This window comes from Comamonas sp. 26 (assembly GCF_002754475.1).
Classification (GTDB): Bacteria; Pseudomonadota; Gammaproteobacteria; order Burkholderiales; family Burkholderiaceae_C; genus Comamonas.
In genome coordinates this window covers 2671354-2685285 of the sequence record NZ_PEFL01000001.1, presented here as the reverse complement: position 1 = coordinate 2685285, position 13932 = coordinate 2671354, and the positions used below count along the sequence as shown (strand labels likewise).

Below are 13932 nucleotides of genomic sequence, written 5' to 3'. Positions count from 1 at the left end.
AACAAAAGAAGGAATTCACATGTTCAACAAAGGACAACTCGCCGGTTTGATGAAACAAGCCCAGTCCATGCAAGACAACCTGAAGAAGGCTCAGGACGAGCTGGGCAACATCGAAGTTGAAGGCGAATCCGGTGCCGGTCTGGTCAAGGTTGTGATGACCTGCAAGCACGACGTCAAGCGCATCACCATTGACCCCAGCCTGCTGGCTGAGGACAAGGACATGCTGGAAGACCTGGTCGCTGCGGCTTTCAACGCCGCGGTGCGCAAGGCTGAAGAAACCTCCAGCGAAAAGATGGGCAAGATCACAGCCGGTATGCCTGGCCTGCCTGGTGGCATGAAGTTCCCGTTCTAAACGGCTCCCCCTGTGCGGCTTTGCCGCTTCCCCCTGAGGGGGCGGTAGCATCGCTGCGCGGCGGCGCTTGCTTGCTGCCCCTGGCTTGGTGCATGTGAGCGTTGAGTGCAGTACAAGAAAGACTGTATTCAAATATCAGGCGATCTCCGGATCGCCTTTTTTCTGGTGAGTGAAAGGACAGCGCATGTCTGATGTGCAATCTCTGGATGTCTTGATTGAAGCCCTGCGCCGCTTGCCGGGTGTGGGTGTCAAGTCGGCTCAGCGCATGGCATTTCATTTGCTGCAGCGCGATCAGGCTGGGGCGTTGCAACTGGCGCGGGCGCTGGATTCGGCGGTGAATTCTGTGCACCACTGTGAGCGTTGCCACACCTTTACCGAAGGCGCGATTTGCCGCATTTGCGATGACGCAGGGCGCGATAGTGCTCGGTTGTGCGTGGTGGAGGCCCCTGCCGATCTGGCGGCGATGGAGCGCACGGGCGCTTATCAAGGCTTTTACTACGTCTTGATGGGCCGTTTGTCACCGCTGGATGGCGTGGGGCCCAAAGAGATTGGCATGAAACAGCTGCTGGAGCGGGCCTGCGATGGCGCGGTGCAAGAGGTGATTCTGGCCACCAGCTTTACCGCCGAAGGCGAGGCCACGGCCCATGCGATCAGCGAAGCGCTAAAGTCGCGCGGTATTCTGGTGACGCGCCTGGCGCGAGGTGTGCCGATTGGCAGCGAGCTGGAATATGTGGATCTGGGAACGATTGCCCATGCGCTGGTGGACAGGCGCTAAAAATATCAGTTCAAAAGGCCTCTGGCGCTTTTCAATAAAGCGCAAGCAGCTATCAAATTGATGATTTTGATGAGGGGCTGATGGCCGTAAAAAAGCCCGCAGGTTTTGCAACTGGCGGGCTTTTTTGTTGTGTGATGGCTTACTTGCGTTTCTTGGCAGGTGTGCCGCCACGCGCCTTGGGCTCGCTCTTGCCACCGCGCGCGGCAGGTGCATTGCTGGCCTTGCTGTTTTTGCTTGTGGCGGCAATCTTGCTGCTGCCGCGTGTGACCTCGTGGCTGCTGGCTTCGGCGCGTGCGCTGCGCGCTGCGCGGCTGGGCAGGTAGGCAATCAGCGATTGACCGGCGTGCAGCGATGCGGTGGATTTCAGATCGTTCCAGTCAGCCAGATTGGAGACGCTGACGCCGTAGCGGCTGGCCACGCTGATCAGCGTATCGCGCTTGCGGGCTTTGACGGTGGTGCGTACGGTCACGATCTCCGGGGCGAAGGAGATCTGGCCGTTGTCGGCGACGTGGCCGGGTACGTCGGTCTTGACGTTGGCATCACGCGGGATCATCAGGGCCGAGCCGGCCTTGATCAGCATGCGCGGCGGGATGTTGTTGATGGCGCGCAGATCGGCCTCACCAAGCCCGGCGCGCTGAGCGGCTTCGGCCACGGTGATGGTGGTGGGCACGGTCCACACCGTCCAGCTGGCGAACTGGCCTTCGCTATAGGCCTGCAGATTGCGGCGGAAGACCTTGGCGTTGTCCCATGGCAGAAGCACTTGCGGTGTGGCGCGGGCAAAGATCACGGGCTTGTGAAAGCTGGGGTTGAGCGCCTTGAAGTCCTTGACGCTTACATCGGCCAGCTTGGCTACCAGTTCCACATCAATGTCGTGGGGCAGGTTCACGACCTGAAAGTAGGGGTGGTTCTCGATGATGGGCAGCTCGGCATTGAAGCGCTCGGGGTTGGCCACGATGTTCTTGACGGCTTGCAGCTTGGGCACGTACATGCGGGTTTCAGCTGGCATCTGCAGGTCGAGGTAGCCCGTGGGCAGACCCAGCTTTTCATTGCGCTTGATGGCGCGGCCCACGCTGCCTTCGCCCCAGTTGTAGGCGGCAAGGGCCAGATGCCAGTCGCCAAACATGTTGTGCAACTTTTGCAGATAGTCCAGCGCAGCGCGTGTGGAGGCCAGCACGTCGCGTCGGTCATCACGGAAGATGTTCTGCTTGAGGTCGAAATACGTGCCGGTGGCGGGCATGAATTGCCACATGCCTGCAGCCTTGGCGCTGGAGACGGCCTGAGGGTTGAACGCGCTTTCAATATAGGGAAGCAGTGCCAGCTCGGTGGGCATGCCGCGGCGTTCCAGCTCTTCGACGATGTGGAACAGGTACTTACTGGAGCGCTCCGTCATGCGCTGAATGTAGTCAGGGCGCGTGGAGTACCACTGTTCCTGGTTCTGCACCAGATCCTGCTCCAGGTCGGGCATGGCAAAGCCCTTGCGGATACGCAGCCAGAGGTCGCCCGTGGCTTCGAGTTCGGCGACTTCAGAGCTGCCGACCTTGCCTTGGCCAAGAGGCTTGAGCGGGCCGTCGGGATACATGGGGTCGACGCTGCTGGTGGTGGCGCAGCCGGTGAGAATCAGCACGCTGGTGAGCAGCAGGGTGGAGAGCAGTTTCATCAGAAAACGTTTTTCCAGTGGCGCAGGGTAGCCAGCACGCTGGCAGGCTCCCGGGGCTTGGTTTGAGGGTCATGGTGCACGGCGGCTGCGATGACATCGGCAGCGCGGCTGCGCATGAATGGATTGATGGCCAGTTCAGTTTGCAGAGTCGAAGGCAGCGTGGGCTGATGGAGCGCACGCAGCTTCTGGCAATGATCCAGATACTGAGCCAGATCTGGGTTGTTTGGTTCCACGGCCTGCGCAAAACGCAGGTTTGAAATTGTGTATTCATGTGCACAGCAGACCAGTGTGCTGGCGGGCAGGGCGGCCAGCGCATCAAGCGAGGCCTGCATTTGTGCGGCTGTGCCTTCAAACAATCGCCCGCAGCCACCCGAAAACAGGGTGTCGCCGCAGAACAGCACAGGCTGTATTTGATCGTTGATATTGGTGTGGGCGCTGAAAAAAGCGATGTGGCCGCTGGTGTGGCCGGGCACATCAATGACTTGCCATGGGCCGCCCAGCAGCTCAATGCTGTCACCGCCTTGCACGCGGGTGACGGGCTCAGGCAAGGCTTCGTAGGCGGGGCCCCAGACAGGAGCGCCTGTGGCTGCGCGGATTGCGTCCACACCGCCCACATGGTCGGCATGGTGATGGGTGACTAGAATGCCTTGCAGTTTCAAGCCCAGCTGCGCCAGCATGTTCAGCACGGGTTCGGCCTGTCCTGGGTCGATGACCACGGCATGCTCTGCATCGTGGATCATCCAGATGTAGTTGTCGGAAAAGGCAGGAATGGGCAACAGGTTCATGAGCTGCAAAATTATAAAGATGCATCACTGGACAGAATCAGCCCTTGGGCACTATCTCCTCGAATGGGAGCAGCAGCGCTTTGATGAAGCGGTGGCCGATATCTTTGGCTATCACGCGCTTCAACTGGGCTTGCCGCCGCTTGAGGGTCTACGCAATAACCGTATGCCGCACCGCTGGCTGGCGCTGGATGGCTCCGGCACTGCTTCAGATGTCAATCCAGATTGCAAAGCAGGCACTTTAGCGCAAGCCGGGCTTGCGAGGGCGGCCGCTAGTGAAACTGAGAGTACAAAGCCCCCGCCTCAAAAGCCTGTCTTGATGGCGGCGCCCGAGGCCTTGCCTTTTTCTGAGGCCAGTCTCGATCTGCTGCTCATGCCGCATACGCTGGAGGCTTCAAACGACCCGCATGCCGCCTTGCGCGAAGCTGCGCGGGTATTGGTCCCTGAGGGGCGGCTGGTCATCAGCGGCCTGAACCCCGTCAGCCTGCTGGGATTGCAGCGCCGGGTAGAACGCAGCGCGGGCTATCTGCCGGATTTGAGTCTGGGCGTGGGCTACTGGCGTTTGCGTGATTGGCTGCAATTGCTGAGCTTTGAGATCGAAGCCGTGCAATTTGGCTGTTATCGTCCTGCCACGCAAAGTGCGCAGTGGCTGAGCCGCTGGCAGTTTATGGAAAGTGTGGGTCACCGTTGCTGGCCAGTGCTGGGTGGTGTGTATTGCGTGGTTGCGGTCAAGCGTGTGCCGGGCACGCGGATGATGAGCCCCAGCTGGCGCAATCGCAGCGCGCCTGCAGGCATGAAAGCACCGGTAACCAATAAGCAGCCGCCAGATACCATCTGGCGCAACAAGGAAAAAAATTGAATCAAGTTGTGATCTACACCGATGGTGCCTGCAAGGGCAACCCCGGCCCTGGCGGCTGGGGCGCATTGCTGCAGGCCGGATCGGCACAGAAAGAATTATTTGGCGGCGAACTGGGCACTACCAACAACCGCATGGAATTGATGGCAGTGATTCAGGCGCTGGCCGCCCTCAAGCGCCCATGCGACGTGGTGCTTTACCTTGATAGCCAGTACGTGCGCAAAGGCATTACCGAGTGGATTCATGGCTGGAAGGCCAAGGGCTGGGTGACGGCGTCCAAAGAACCCGTGAAGAACGCCGATTTGTGGAAGCAGCTGGATGCACTGGTGCAGGGTAGCGGCCACCGCATTGACTGGCGCTGGGTCAAGGGCCATGCTGGCGACCCCGGCAATGAGCATGCCGACTCGCTGGCCAACAAGGGCGTGGAGCTTGCGCTGAAAAATGGTTGACAGGAGTGATGAGCCAGGCGGATGTGCCATCTGCGCTGGCTTGTGCTGAATTGGCTGACTCAAGCGAGAGACACCCAGCAAAGGCGGCCCCACGGCAAAGCCACTCACAGGGGGTTCAACGACCTCAGGGGATGATTTGAGCCAGTGCTTCAGCGATCTGTTGTTCTGACTGGGGTCGTACCACTCGCGCTACTTCTTTGCCGTCGCGCAGGAAGATCAGCGTAGGCCAGAGTTTGATGCGGTAGCTGCGGCCCAGCGGGCGGCCTGGGCCGTCTTCCACCTTGATGTGCGGCAGGTCGGGGTGGGCCGCCAGAGCAGCCTGCAGCAGAGGCTGAGCGCCCTGGCAATGGCCGCACCAGGGTGTGCCAAATTCCAGCAAGTTCGCACCCTTGAGTGCATCGATGGCCTGCCTTGTGGGTTCTGTGGCCCAGTGGGTGGCTTGGTATGACATGAAGTCTCTTCCTGAAGTGATCGTGGGCGTAATTTGGAGAGGCTAGCGAGTCTGATCTTTAGATCAGGCCCTGCAAAAGCAGAACGTTGACGCTTTCTCCGGGCTGCACATCGCCGCACGCATCGCTTAGCACGATGATGCAGTTGGCCGCTACCATGGAGCTGAGTACGCCCGATCCCTGAGGGCCGGTAGTGCGTACCGTGGCCTGTCCCTGCACATTGAGCTCAATCACGCCGCGCAGATATTCGGTGCGGCCGGGGCGCTTGCGCAGGCGCTCGCTGCTGATGGCCTGCAACTGCGGCACAGGCTCAGCGCGCTCACCGGCCAGGAGAGCCAGCGCCGGACGCACAAACATCAAAAAGCTGACCATGGCGGCCACCGGATTGCCAGGCAGACCCAGCAGCACGGCGGGGCGCAGAGTCGATGTATTACTGCTCTGCTTTTGAGAGCTTCTTGCGCTTATCTTGCCTGCGTCAAAGGCTGATTTTTCGGATAAATTGGCAGCAGCTGGAGTGAGCAGGCCCACTGCCAGTGGCCGGCCGGGGCGCATGGCGATGTGCCAGAACTCCACGCACCCCATGCTCTGTAGCATGGCGCGGGTGTGGTCGGCCTCGCCAGCGCTGATGCCGCCGCTGGTCAGCACCACATCGGCCAGCGATGAGGCTTGGCTCAGGCGCTCTTGCAATGCGGCAGGCTCATCGGGGATGGCTCCAAGATCAAGCACCTTGGCGCCCATGCGGCGCAGCAGCGCCTGCAGGCTGAAACGGTTGCTGTCGTAGATTGCGCCTTCTCGCGGTGCGTCGCCGGGGCTCAGTAGCTCATCGCCGGTTGAAAAATAGGCCACGCACAGGCGGCGGCGCACGCTGACTTGGCCCAGTCCAAGACTGGCCAGCAGGCCTAAAGCGGCGGGCGTGAGGCGCTGACCCGCGGGCAGAGCGACTGAGTCTTGCTGCAAATCTTCACCGCGCAGGCGGCGGTTGGCACCGGCGCGCACAGTGCTGGCATCCAGTTCAATCAAGGCATCGCCGGCCGTCACCTGCTCATGCGGTACGACAGTATCCAGCCCGGCAGGCATGACAGCTCCGGTCATGATTTTTACGCATTCACCTGCTGCCAGATGGCCATGGCAGGGCGCACCGGCCAGCGCTGTGCCCACGACGCGCAGAGTGAGGTGCTGGTCGGGCTGGGCATTTTTCAGCTCGCTGCCTGCAAAGGCATAGCCGTCCATGGCGCTGTTGTCGTGGGGCGGTACGTTGACGGGGCAGATTACATCGGCTGCCAGCACGCGGTCCAGCGCGTCGGGCAGGGCCACGGTTTCTACTTCGGCGACAGCGCCCAGCGGTTGCAGCAACGTCTGCAGTTTCTGGTGCACCTGTGTGGTGGTCAGCGTCTGGGCGTTGGCGGTGGCGGCAGGTTGAAAAATCGCGGTCATAGCAGCATCCAAAGAAAAAACCTCATAGCGGGTGCCGCCATGGGGCTGTCACCGTACTTTACGCGTTTGGCTTGCGGGCTAAGGGTTCCGGGCTTGTGCGCCTGCAGCGACTTGCTCCAGATCATGCAACTGGGCCAATGTGTTGGCGTTGGTAAAGGCCTGTTCATCACCGGGGCGGTCAAACATGGCTTTCGCGCAGTGGTGCTTGATGGTCCATGCGTCAATTTTGCGGCCACCGCTGGTGATGAAGGCTTCAAGGCTGTGTTTGAGGCTGGCCCTGATCAGGCAGAACACGGGCTGGGCACGCAGCTCGGGCGACTGGCCGGGCTGGGTGCGTTCGCTATCTCCATTGTCCCAGCCGTGGGCGATGATGATTTCGGTGCTCGCATCCCCGTGCGCAGCAATCATCTTTGCGGCCAGATCCATCGGGAACAAGGGAGTGTCACAAGGCACGCACAGCAGCCAAGGTGTCTGGCACTGGGCAAGACCTGCCATAAAGCCTGCCAGTGGGCCTGGGTAGTCGGGCAGGGCATCGGCACAGACCTTGGCGTTCAGCGGCTGGCCCAGTGCGGCGTATTGATCGGTATTGCGGTTAGCGTTGATGAGCAGGGCGCCGACCTGCGGTGCCAGGCGCTGCAGCGCATGCAGCGCCAGTGGCAGGCCTTGAAAGGGCTGCAAGCCTTTGTCCACACCGCCCATGCGCGCACCGCGCCCACCGGCCAATATGCAGCCGGTGATCTGGTCAGCGGTGATGGGTGAATCAGCCACCGATGTAGCTCATTTCGATGCGACGGCCGCTGCTGGCGGGCGTTGCATCGGGTGGCATTTCGCTTCTCATCTGTGAGTAGCGGTCATCGCGCTGCTGCCAGATGGGGGCAATGGCTGCCGCAATTTCGGCATTGCTGGCACCGCTGCGCAGCAGGCTGCGCAAGTCCCAGCCCTGGCTGGCAAACAGGCACAGGTACAGCTTGCCTTCGGTGGACAGGCGTGCGCGGTTGCAGTCGCCGCAAAAAGCGTGGGTCACGCTGCTGATGACGCCCACTTCGCCCAGTTGAGGGTCGTGCTGGCCAGCAGCATCCGCATAACCCCAGCGTACGGCGGTTTCGCCTCGCGAGCTGGGCTCCAGCGGGATCAATGGCAACTCAGTGCGCAGGCGGGCGATGACGTCATCGGACGGCAGCACCTCATTCATGCGCCAGCCGTTCGTGGCACCCACATCCATGTATTCGATAAAACGCAGCGTCACGCCTGTGCCACGGAAGTGGCGGGCCATGGGCAGAATCTGATCATCGTTGGTGCCGCGTTTGACGACCATGTTGACCTTGATGTCCGAAAGGCCCACGGCGCGCGCCGCTTCAATGCCTTCAAGCACATCGGCCACAGGAAAGTCCACATCGTTCATGCGGCGGAAGACTTCGTCGTTCAGCCCATCGAGGCTGACGGTGACGCGGTTCAGGCCAGCATCTTTCAAGGCCTGTGCCTTGCGCGCCAGCAGCGATGCGTTGGTGGTCAGCGTCAGATCAAGCGGCTGGCCATCGGGTGTGCGCAGCTCGGCCAGTTGGGCGATGAGCACTTCGAGGTTCTTGCGCAGCAGTGGCTCGCCGCCGGTCAGGCGCAGTTTGCGCACGCCGTGCTGCACAAACAGCTGTGCCAGGCGCGTAATTTCCTCAAAGCTCAGCAGGGAGCTGTGGGGGAGGTACTGGTAGTTTTTATCAAAAACCTCCTTGGGCATGCAGTAGTTGCAGCGGAAGTTGCAGCGGTCGGTGACGCTGATGCGCAGGTCGCGCAAAGGCCGTCCCCATTGGTCTTGCAGCAACCCGGTGGGGGCTTGCAAGACGCTGGGGACGACAGCGCTGCGGGAAGCCGCACGCTCATCGACCAAGGGAATCACTCGTTCTGCCATGGGGTTGATTGTGCCGCAAGCGCGATGTCCGGGCCGCCAGCGGGCTTGTTGTGGGTCATCAAATTTGATAGCTGGTTGCGCTTGATGGCATTGCGAGTCAGCCTTGTTTGATATTTTCCTGGGGCTGCTGCGTCAGCGGCTTCCAGCCCTTGAACTCGGGGTAAAACTCGGCCACGCCGGGGCCGTTGAAATCCCAGCCAAGGCACTGGCCCAGGTGGCGCGGCGGCTCGCCAGAGTCGTTGGTGTTGAACTGGTTGAGCACGGTGTGGAAGGCGGGCGTGGCCATGTTGAACAGCAACTCGCGCAGGTGGGTACAGCCAGCCACGCCGCCCAGATTGTCTGCAATGGCGCGGCGCCAGCCGCGGGCGATGCAGCAGCCCACCATTTTTTGCATGGATTTTGTGGCTTCGGGGCAGTGGCCCAGCGGGTGGTCGTCCATGACGGCTTCTATGCCATGCACGACCATGTCGGCGTCAATGGTCAGGCGAATCCACATATGGTGAATCGGCTTGCCGGCAGGCACTTTGCGGTGGCCATGCAGTTCGATGTCATAAGTCTTCTGGTCGACCATTTCGGCCTCTATATCCCACATGCCGTCATGACGGGTGTAGCCCCGGTATTTGACGTCGCGCATATGAATGGGCAGTGGCTTGCGATTGGCACTGGGGGACAGGGGCATGGGGGTATCCGTTGTAATGGCAGGCGATAACGGATGGGTGTTCTGTCTATAGCTCTATCGCCCGCGATGATTTTTGAATGAACGCCGTGGGGGCGTTGTTTTCATTATCAAAGAGATAGCAGGCTTGTCCAGCAAGAAGCGGACAGCGGGCGAAATGAGGGTAAGAAACAGGGCGCTGACAGGGCTTGGCGTCAGCGCGCTTTCAGCAACCTGTTCTGCAATTGGCACTGGTTCGCCCTGTCAGAGCGGCGGCCTTGAGAGCGGGGAGATCCAGCACCTCCAGCTTGCCGCGTCTCAGTTGCAGCCAGCCTGCCAGTTGCAGCTCTTGCAGGATCTGGTTGGTGGTCTGGCGCGACAGGCCCAGCATGCGGGCCAGTTGCTCTTGCGATACGGCCAGCTCGCGGTGGGTGCGGGTGCTGTCTGCCCATTGTTCGTGGCCCATGGCCATTTGCACCAGTCTGCAAATGACGCGCTGGGGGGCGGGTAGCACGGTCTGCTCTTCGAGCGCTATCAAGCTGGCGCGCAGCTTGTGCGTCAGCAGCAAGGCCATGGGGTGCCAGTGCTGGGGGTTGGCATCCAGCCATTCGCGTAGCGGCGCTATAGGAATTTGCAGCAGGGCACAGGCGGTATTGGCGCAGGCGTCATGGGTACGGGGCGCGCCATCAAACAAGGCAATTTCGCCCAGCCAACTGGGCGCTTCGATCAAGGTGAGCAGGGCGGTGCGGGTGTTTTCCTGCAGCGCGGCGGTGCCTGAGATGCTGAGCGAGCCGCGTGCAACGGCATACAGGCCACAGGGCGCATCACCCCGGCGAAACAGCCATTCACCGGGCGACAGCAGGCGGGGTTGGGCCATGTGCTGCATGTGCGCTGCCAGCTCTGGCGGCAGACCGCGAAACCAGCGCCCGGCCTGCACGATGGCCCAGAGGTCGTTCGTGCCCACATGCTCAAAGCTGCGCTTGCGCGCCGGCGGTGCGGGGGCCAGGGCGGGCTTGGGCGATGGTATGAGGTCTTGTGTCGGCGGCATGACAGACTGCAAGGTTGATACTGCGTCACCATGCTCGGACAAGCGACCAGGAGATACAGCGATGAAAACCCTAATCGATCAGTTGTCCAACTACGCCGATTACCACCGCGACCCGCGCAATATCGTCACCCATTACATCGGTGTGCCTATGATCATGCTGGCCGTGGTCATCTTGCTGGCCCGGCTGCAATGGGGTGAGCTGGCCGGGGTGCCGCTGTCGCTGGCCTTGCTGGGGGCCGTAGCCGCTGCGGTTTATTACTGCATGCTGGATATGCGCTATGGCCTGTTCATGGCAGCGCTGCTGGCCGCCATGCTGGCCCTGGCCACGCCGATTGCGGCGCAGTCCACCACGCTATGGCTGGCGTGGGGTGTGGGACTGTTTGCGGTGGGCTGGGTGATTCAGTTCATCGGTCATTACTACGAAGGCCGCAAGCCCGCGTTTTTTGACGATGTGATGGGCCTCATCGTCGGCCCGTTGTTCGTGGTTGCCGAGCTGGGTTTTGCTCTGGGCCTGCGCAAGTCGGTACAGAACGCTGTGGAGCTGCGCAGCGGCCCGGTGCGCCGCAGGCAATCAGTTCACGCTTGATTGACTATGATTTGTATAGCTGCTTGCGTATACGAATATTGGGCTTGATGCAGTTTTTCTTGAAATTGGCGGGATCTGCACATGGTGATGCCGCTCTAAGCCCCGCATCTTTCAAACATGTAATGCCCGCGTTAGGGTCATGCGCCTAGAATTACGGGGTGGCCCGCAGGCGCTGACGCTTCATCAGCCCCGACGGGGCTTTTTTGTATTACTTCCTCCCAACCATCATGTCTCTGAACAATGTGACCCCCGGCTCCAAGACTCCTGACGTCTTCAACGTCATCATCGAAATCTCGGCCAACTCCGCTCCCGTGAAGTACGAAGTGGACAAGGAAACCGGCTGCCTGTTTGTGGATCGTTTCATGGGCACAGCCATGCACTACCCCGTGAACTACGGTTATGTGCCCAAGACTCTGGCTGGCGACGGTGACCCAGTGGACGTCCTGGTCATGACTCCCTTCCCCCTGCCTGCCGGTGTGGTCGTGGCTTGCCGCGCCATCGGTATCCTGCACATGGAAGACGAAGGCGGCGTCGACGGCAAGGTGCTGGCTGTGCCTACACAAAAGCTGCTGCCCAGCTACGACAAGATCAACCACCTGAGCGACATTCACGATCTGGTGCTGCAGCAAATCTCGCACTTCTTCGAGCACTACAAGGACCTGGAAAAGGGCAAGTGGGTCAAGGTTCTAGGCTGGAAGGGCGTGGACGAGGCACACAAGGAAATCGTTGACGGCATCGCCGCATACAAGGGTTAATCCAAAGCAGTAAAGGCTCTCTAACCTTTACGCGCAGCAGGCTTTGACCTGAGTCGCCGATACAATTTGAAACGCACCTGGTAGCAAACGCCGGGTGCGTTTTTTATTGCCTGAATCGGCAGACACGAGGGGATCGCATGAGTTGGAAGATTTCGGACTGGCGCGTGGGAACCAAGCTGGGTATCAGCTTTCTGACGCTGGTATTTTTCTCTGCCCTTCTGGGGTTTGTGGCCTGGCTTCAGCTGACCAATATTCATTCTGCGGGGCGCGCCATCTCAGAAGTGGCCTTGCCCAGCGTATACAACGCGGCCTCCATGCGCTCTGAGTACAACCGGTTGCGCCGCCATGAGGCCGGTATCTCAACCGCACGTACGCTGGTCGAGCTCGAAGGCTACGAGCAGCAGGTTCAGCAGCGCCTAAAGACGATTGCAGAACAGGAAAAAATCATAGCCAGCCTGATTGACAGCGATGTGCTGCGCCAAGCCTACAGCAGCTATCAGGCTAGTAAGGCGGAGTTTTTGAAGCTGCACGAGCAATTGCTGGCGCAGGCCCGCGATGGCGACTACAGCACCGTAGAAAGCCAGGCCGCCATGGGCGATGAGCTGGGCTTGTTCTTCGCAGGCCAGTCTGAACAGGCATTCGGCCAACTGGCCGAGAGCACGGGCAAGTTCATGAATCTGCAGCTGGAGAGCGCCGCCAGCGCCCAGCAGGCCGAAAAATCCAGCTTTGAGTTGGCCCGCTATTGGCTGCTGGGCACGCTGGCGCTGGTGGTGTTGATTGCTGCTGCGGTGGGCATTGCCATGACGCGAGCCATCACCACCCCGGTTGCGAAGGCCGTAGAGCTGGCCCAGGCCGTGGCCGCAGGCCAGCTGGGCATGGAGGTGCACAGCGAGCGCCGCGATGAAATGGGTTTGCTGCTCAATGCGCTGGAGGAGATGCGCCGCCAGCTGGCATCGGTGGTGCAGGACGTGCGTGGCAACGCCCATGGCGTGGCCCTGGCATCCAGTGAAATTGCGCAGGGTAATGCGGACTTGTCTGCTCGAACCGAGAGCCAGGCCAGTGCTTTGGAGGAAACAGCGGCATCCATGGAGCAACTGGGTTCCACCGTGCGCCAGAACGCCGACAACGCACAGACAGCCAACCAGATGGCCAAGAATGCATCCGATGTTGCCGGCCGTGGCGGCGCAGTCGTGGCGCAGGTGGTGGACACCATGAAGGGCATCAACGACAGCAGTCACCAGATTGCCGACATCATCGGCGTCATCGACTCTATCGCCTTCCAGACCAATATTCTGGCGCTGAACGCAGCGGTGGAAGCCGCCCGCGCGGGTGAGCAAGGCCGTGGTTTTGCCGTGGTGGCTGGCGAGGTGCGTACTCTGGCGCAGCGCAGCGCTGAGGCTGCCAAAGAAATCAAGCAGCTCATCAATGCCAGTGTGGAGCGCGTAGAGCAGGGCTCACAGCTGGTGGATAAAGCCGGCACCACCATGGCCGAGATCGTCAGCGCCATTGGCCGTGTGACCGACATCATGGGCGAGATCAGCGCTGCCAGTCGTGAGCAAAGCCAGGGCGTTGCGCAGGTGGGCGAGGCGGTCACACAGATGGACCAGGCCACGCAGCAAAATGCGGCACTGGTGGAAGAAAGCGCTGCGGCCGCCGACTCCCTGCAACGCCAAGCCAAGGCTCTGGTGGATTCTGTAGCGATCTTTCAGCTAGGCCAGCAGGCGCATGGCTTTGCTGGCGCTGCGCTGAAAACCAAGGCAGAACAGGCTGCAAAGGTCAGCTTCGCTACCTCTTCTCAAGCGCGAGCCGTTCCTGCGCCGCAGCGCACAAGCGTCAAAACGGCCCAGACCGCTCAGCCGGCTTTGACGAATGATCAGAATTGGGAGCAGTTCTGATGCGCGGCCCGAGTGCGGGCTGATCCATTCGCCTCTGTAAAAAGCCCCGGCAATGCTTGCGCAGCCGGGGCTTTTTACATGGTTTCTGACTTGGCTTGTTGATGTGCATCAAGAAAGTGAATAACTTCGCTTTTTTAAGACACTGTGCTGGGTAACAAGGCAGAGAATCGCGCCGGCTGTTTGACCGTGTTTACGAGCTGTCGATCACATGAATGTAGGAACTCTCTTACCTGTGCGTAGTCATTTCTAGCTATGCAAAAACACGCGACTGGAAACAATTAAAAACAAATTAGACTGTTTCAGGATTGTTTCCAGGTCGATGCGGCCTGACTGAAG

General features: G+C 60.5%; 15 protein-coding genes. 7 read left to right on the top strand and 8 right to left on the bottom strand.

Features of this window, described 5'->3' with window-relative positions; genetic code table 11:
* Window positions 1–19 precede the first annotated feature (19 nt).
* Window positions 20–352: a YbaB/EbfC family nucleoid-associated protein gene (locus CLU84_RS12410; RefSeq protein ID WP_099737431.1), complete on the top strand. Its 333-nt coding sequence runs from the start codon at window positions 20–22 to the stop codon at window positions 350–352.
* 184 nt (window positions 353–536) lie between these two features.
* Window positions 537–1127, top strand: a complete 591-nt coding sequence (gene recR, locus CLU84_RS12405) for a recombination mediator RecR (RefSeq protein ID WP_099737430.1) — start codon at window positions 537–539, stop codon at window positions 1125–1127.
* 139 nt (window positions 1128–1266) lie between these two features.
* On the opposite strand, the gene CLU84_RS12400 is transcribed toward recR, so the two are convergent.
* Window positions 1267–2784, bottom strand: coding sequence for a transglycosylase SLT domain-containing protein (locus tag CLU84_RS12400; protein WP_099737429.1), 1518 nt, complete (start codon window positions 2782–2784; stop codon window positions 1267–1269).
* Window positions 2784–3569, bottom strand: coding sequence for a hydroxyacylglutathione hydrolase (gene gloB / locus CLU84_RS12395; protein WP_099737428.1), 786 nt, complete (start codon window positions 3567–3569; stop codon window positions 2784–2786). Before gloB ends, CLU84_RS12400 begins: the two co-directional genes overlap by 1 nt.
* A 19-nt stretch (window positions 3570–3588) precedes the next feature.
* On the opposite strand from gloB, the gene CLU84_RS12390 reads away from it, so the two are divergent.
* Complete coding sequence (locus CLU84_RS12390) at window positions 3589–4425, top strand: class I SAM-dependent methyltransferase (protein WP_099737427.1); 837 nt, start codon at window positions 3589–3591, stop codon at window positions 4423–4425.
* The gene (gene rnhA / locus CLU84_RS12385) at window positions 4422–4871 is read left to right on the top strand and encodes a ribonuclease HI (protein ID WP_099737426.1); all 450 of its coding nucleotides are present in this window, start codon (window positions 4422–4424) and stop codon (window positions 4869–4871) included. The genes CLU84_RS12390 and rnhA overlap by 4 nt, the downstream gene beginning before the upstream one ends.
* A gap of 124 nt (window positions 4872–4995) precedes the next feature.
* Here the strand turns inward: rnhA and CLU84_RS12380 are convergent, their stop codons facing one another.
* From CLU84_RS12380 to CLU84_RS12355, 6 genes are all read right to left on the bottom strand, one after another.
* The gene (locus CLU84_RS12380; RefSeq protein WP_099737425.1) at window positions 4996–5322 is read right to left on the bottom strand and encodes a thioredoxin family protein; all 327 of its coding nucleotides are present in this window, start codon (window positions 5320–5322) and stop codon (window positions 4996–4998) included.
* 58 nt (window positions 5323–5380) lie between these two features.
* Window positions 5381–6754 (bottom strand): gephyrin-like molybdotransferase Glp, encoded by a 1374-nt coding sequence (gene glp, locus CLU84_RS12375; RefSeq protein WP_099737424.1) that lies wholly within the window; start codon window positions 6752–6754, stop codon window positions 5381–5383.
* A 78-nt stretch (window positions 6755–6832) separates the two neighbouring features.
* Window positions 6833–7522, bottom strand: a complete 690-nt coding sequence (mobA, locus tag CLU84_RS12370) for a molybdenum cofactor guanylyltransferase MobA (RefSeq protein ID WP_099737423.1) — start codon at window positions 7520–7522, stop codon at window positions 6833–6835.
* Window positions 7515–8657 (bottom strand): GTP 3',8-cyclase MoaA, encoded by a 1143-nt coding sequence (gene moaA / locus CLU84_RS12365; RefSeq protein ID WP_099737422.1) that lies wholly within the window; start codon window positions 8655–8657, stop codon window positions 7515–7517. Before moaA ends, mobA begins: the two co-directional genes overlap by 8 nt.
* Window positions 8658–8754: 97 nt before the next feature.
* Window positions 8755–9336 (bottom strand): DUF2889 domain-containing protein, encoded by a 582-nt coding sequence (locus CLU84_RS12360; RefSeq protein WP_099737421.1) that lies wholly within the window; start codon window positions 9334–9336, stop codon window positions 8755–8757.
* 202 nt (window positions 9337–9538) lie between these two features.
* Window positions 9539–10360 carry a Crp/Fnr family transcriptional regulator gene (locus CLU84_RS12355; RefSeq protein ID WP_099737420.1) on the bottom strand — a complete coding sequence of 274 codons (822 nt, stop codon included), beginning with the start codon at window positions 10358–10360 and terminating at the stop codon, window positions 9539–9541.
* Window positions 10361–10421: 61 nt separating this feature from the next.
* Here CLU84_RS12355 and CLU84_RS12350 point away from each other — a divergent pair, with 61 nt between their 5' ends.
* The 3 genes from CLU84_RS12350 (at window position 10422) to CLU84_RS12340 (ending at window position 13596) form a co-directional block, all read left to right on the top strand.
* Complete coding sequence (locus CLU84_RS12350) at window positions 10422–10946, top strand: DUF962 domain-containing protein (RefSeq protein WP_099737419.1); 525 nt, start codon at window positions 10422–10424, stop codon at window positions 10944–10946.
* Window positions 10947–11173: 227 nt separating this feature from the next.
* Complete coding sequence (gene ppa / locus CLU84_RS12345; RefSeq protein ID WP_099737418.1) at window positions 11174–11701, top strand: inorganic diphosphatase; 528 nt, start codon at window positions 11174–11176, stop codon at window positions 11699–11701.
* A 137-nt stretch (window positions 11702–11838) separates the two neighbouring features.
* Entirely contained in the window at window positions 11839–13596 is a 1758-nt protein-coding gene (locus CLU84_RS12340) for a methyl-accepting chemotaxis protein (RefSeq protein WP_099737417.1), read from the top strand.
* Window positions 13597–13932: the final 336 nt, after the last annotated feature.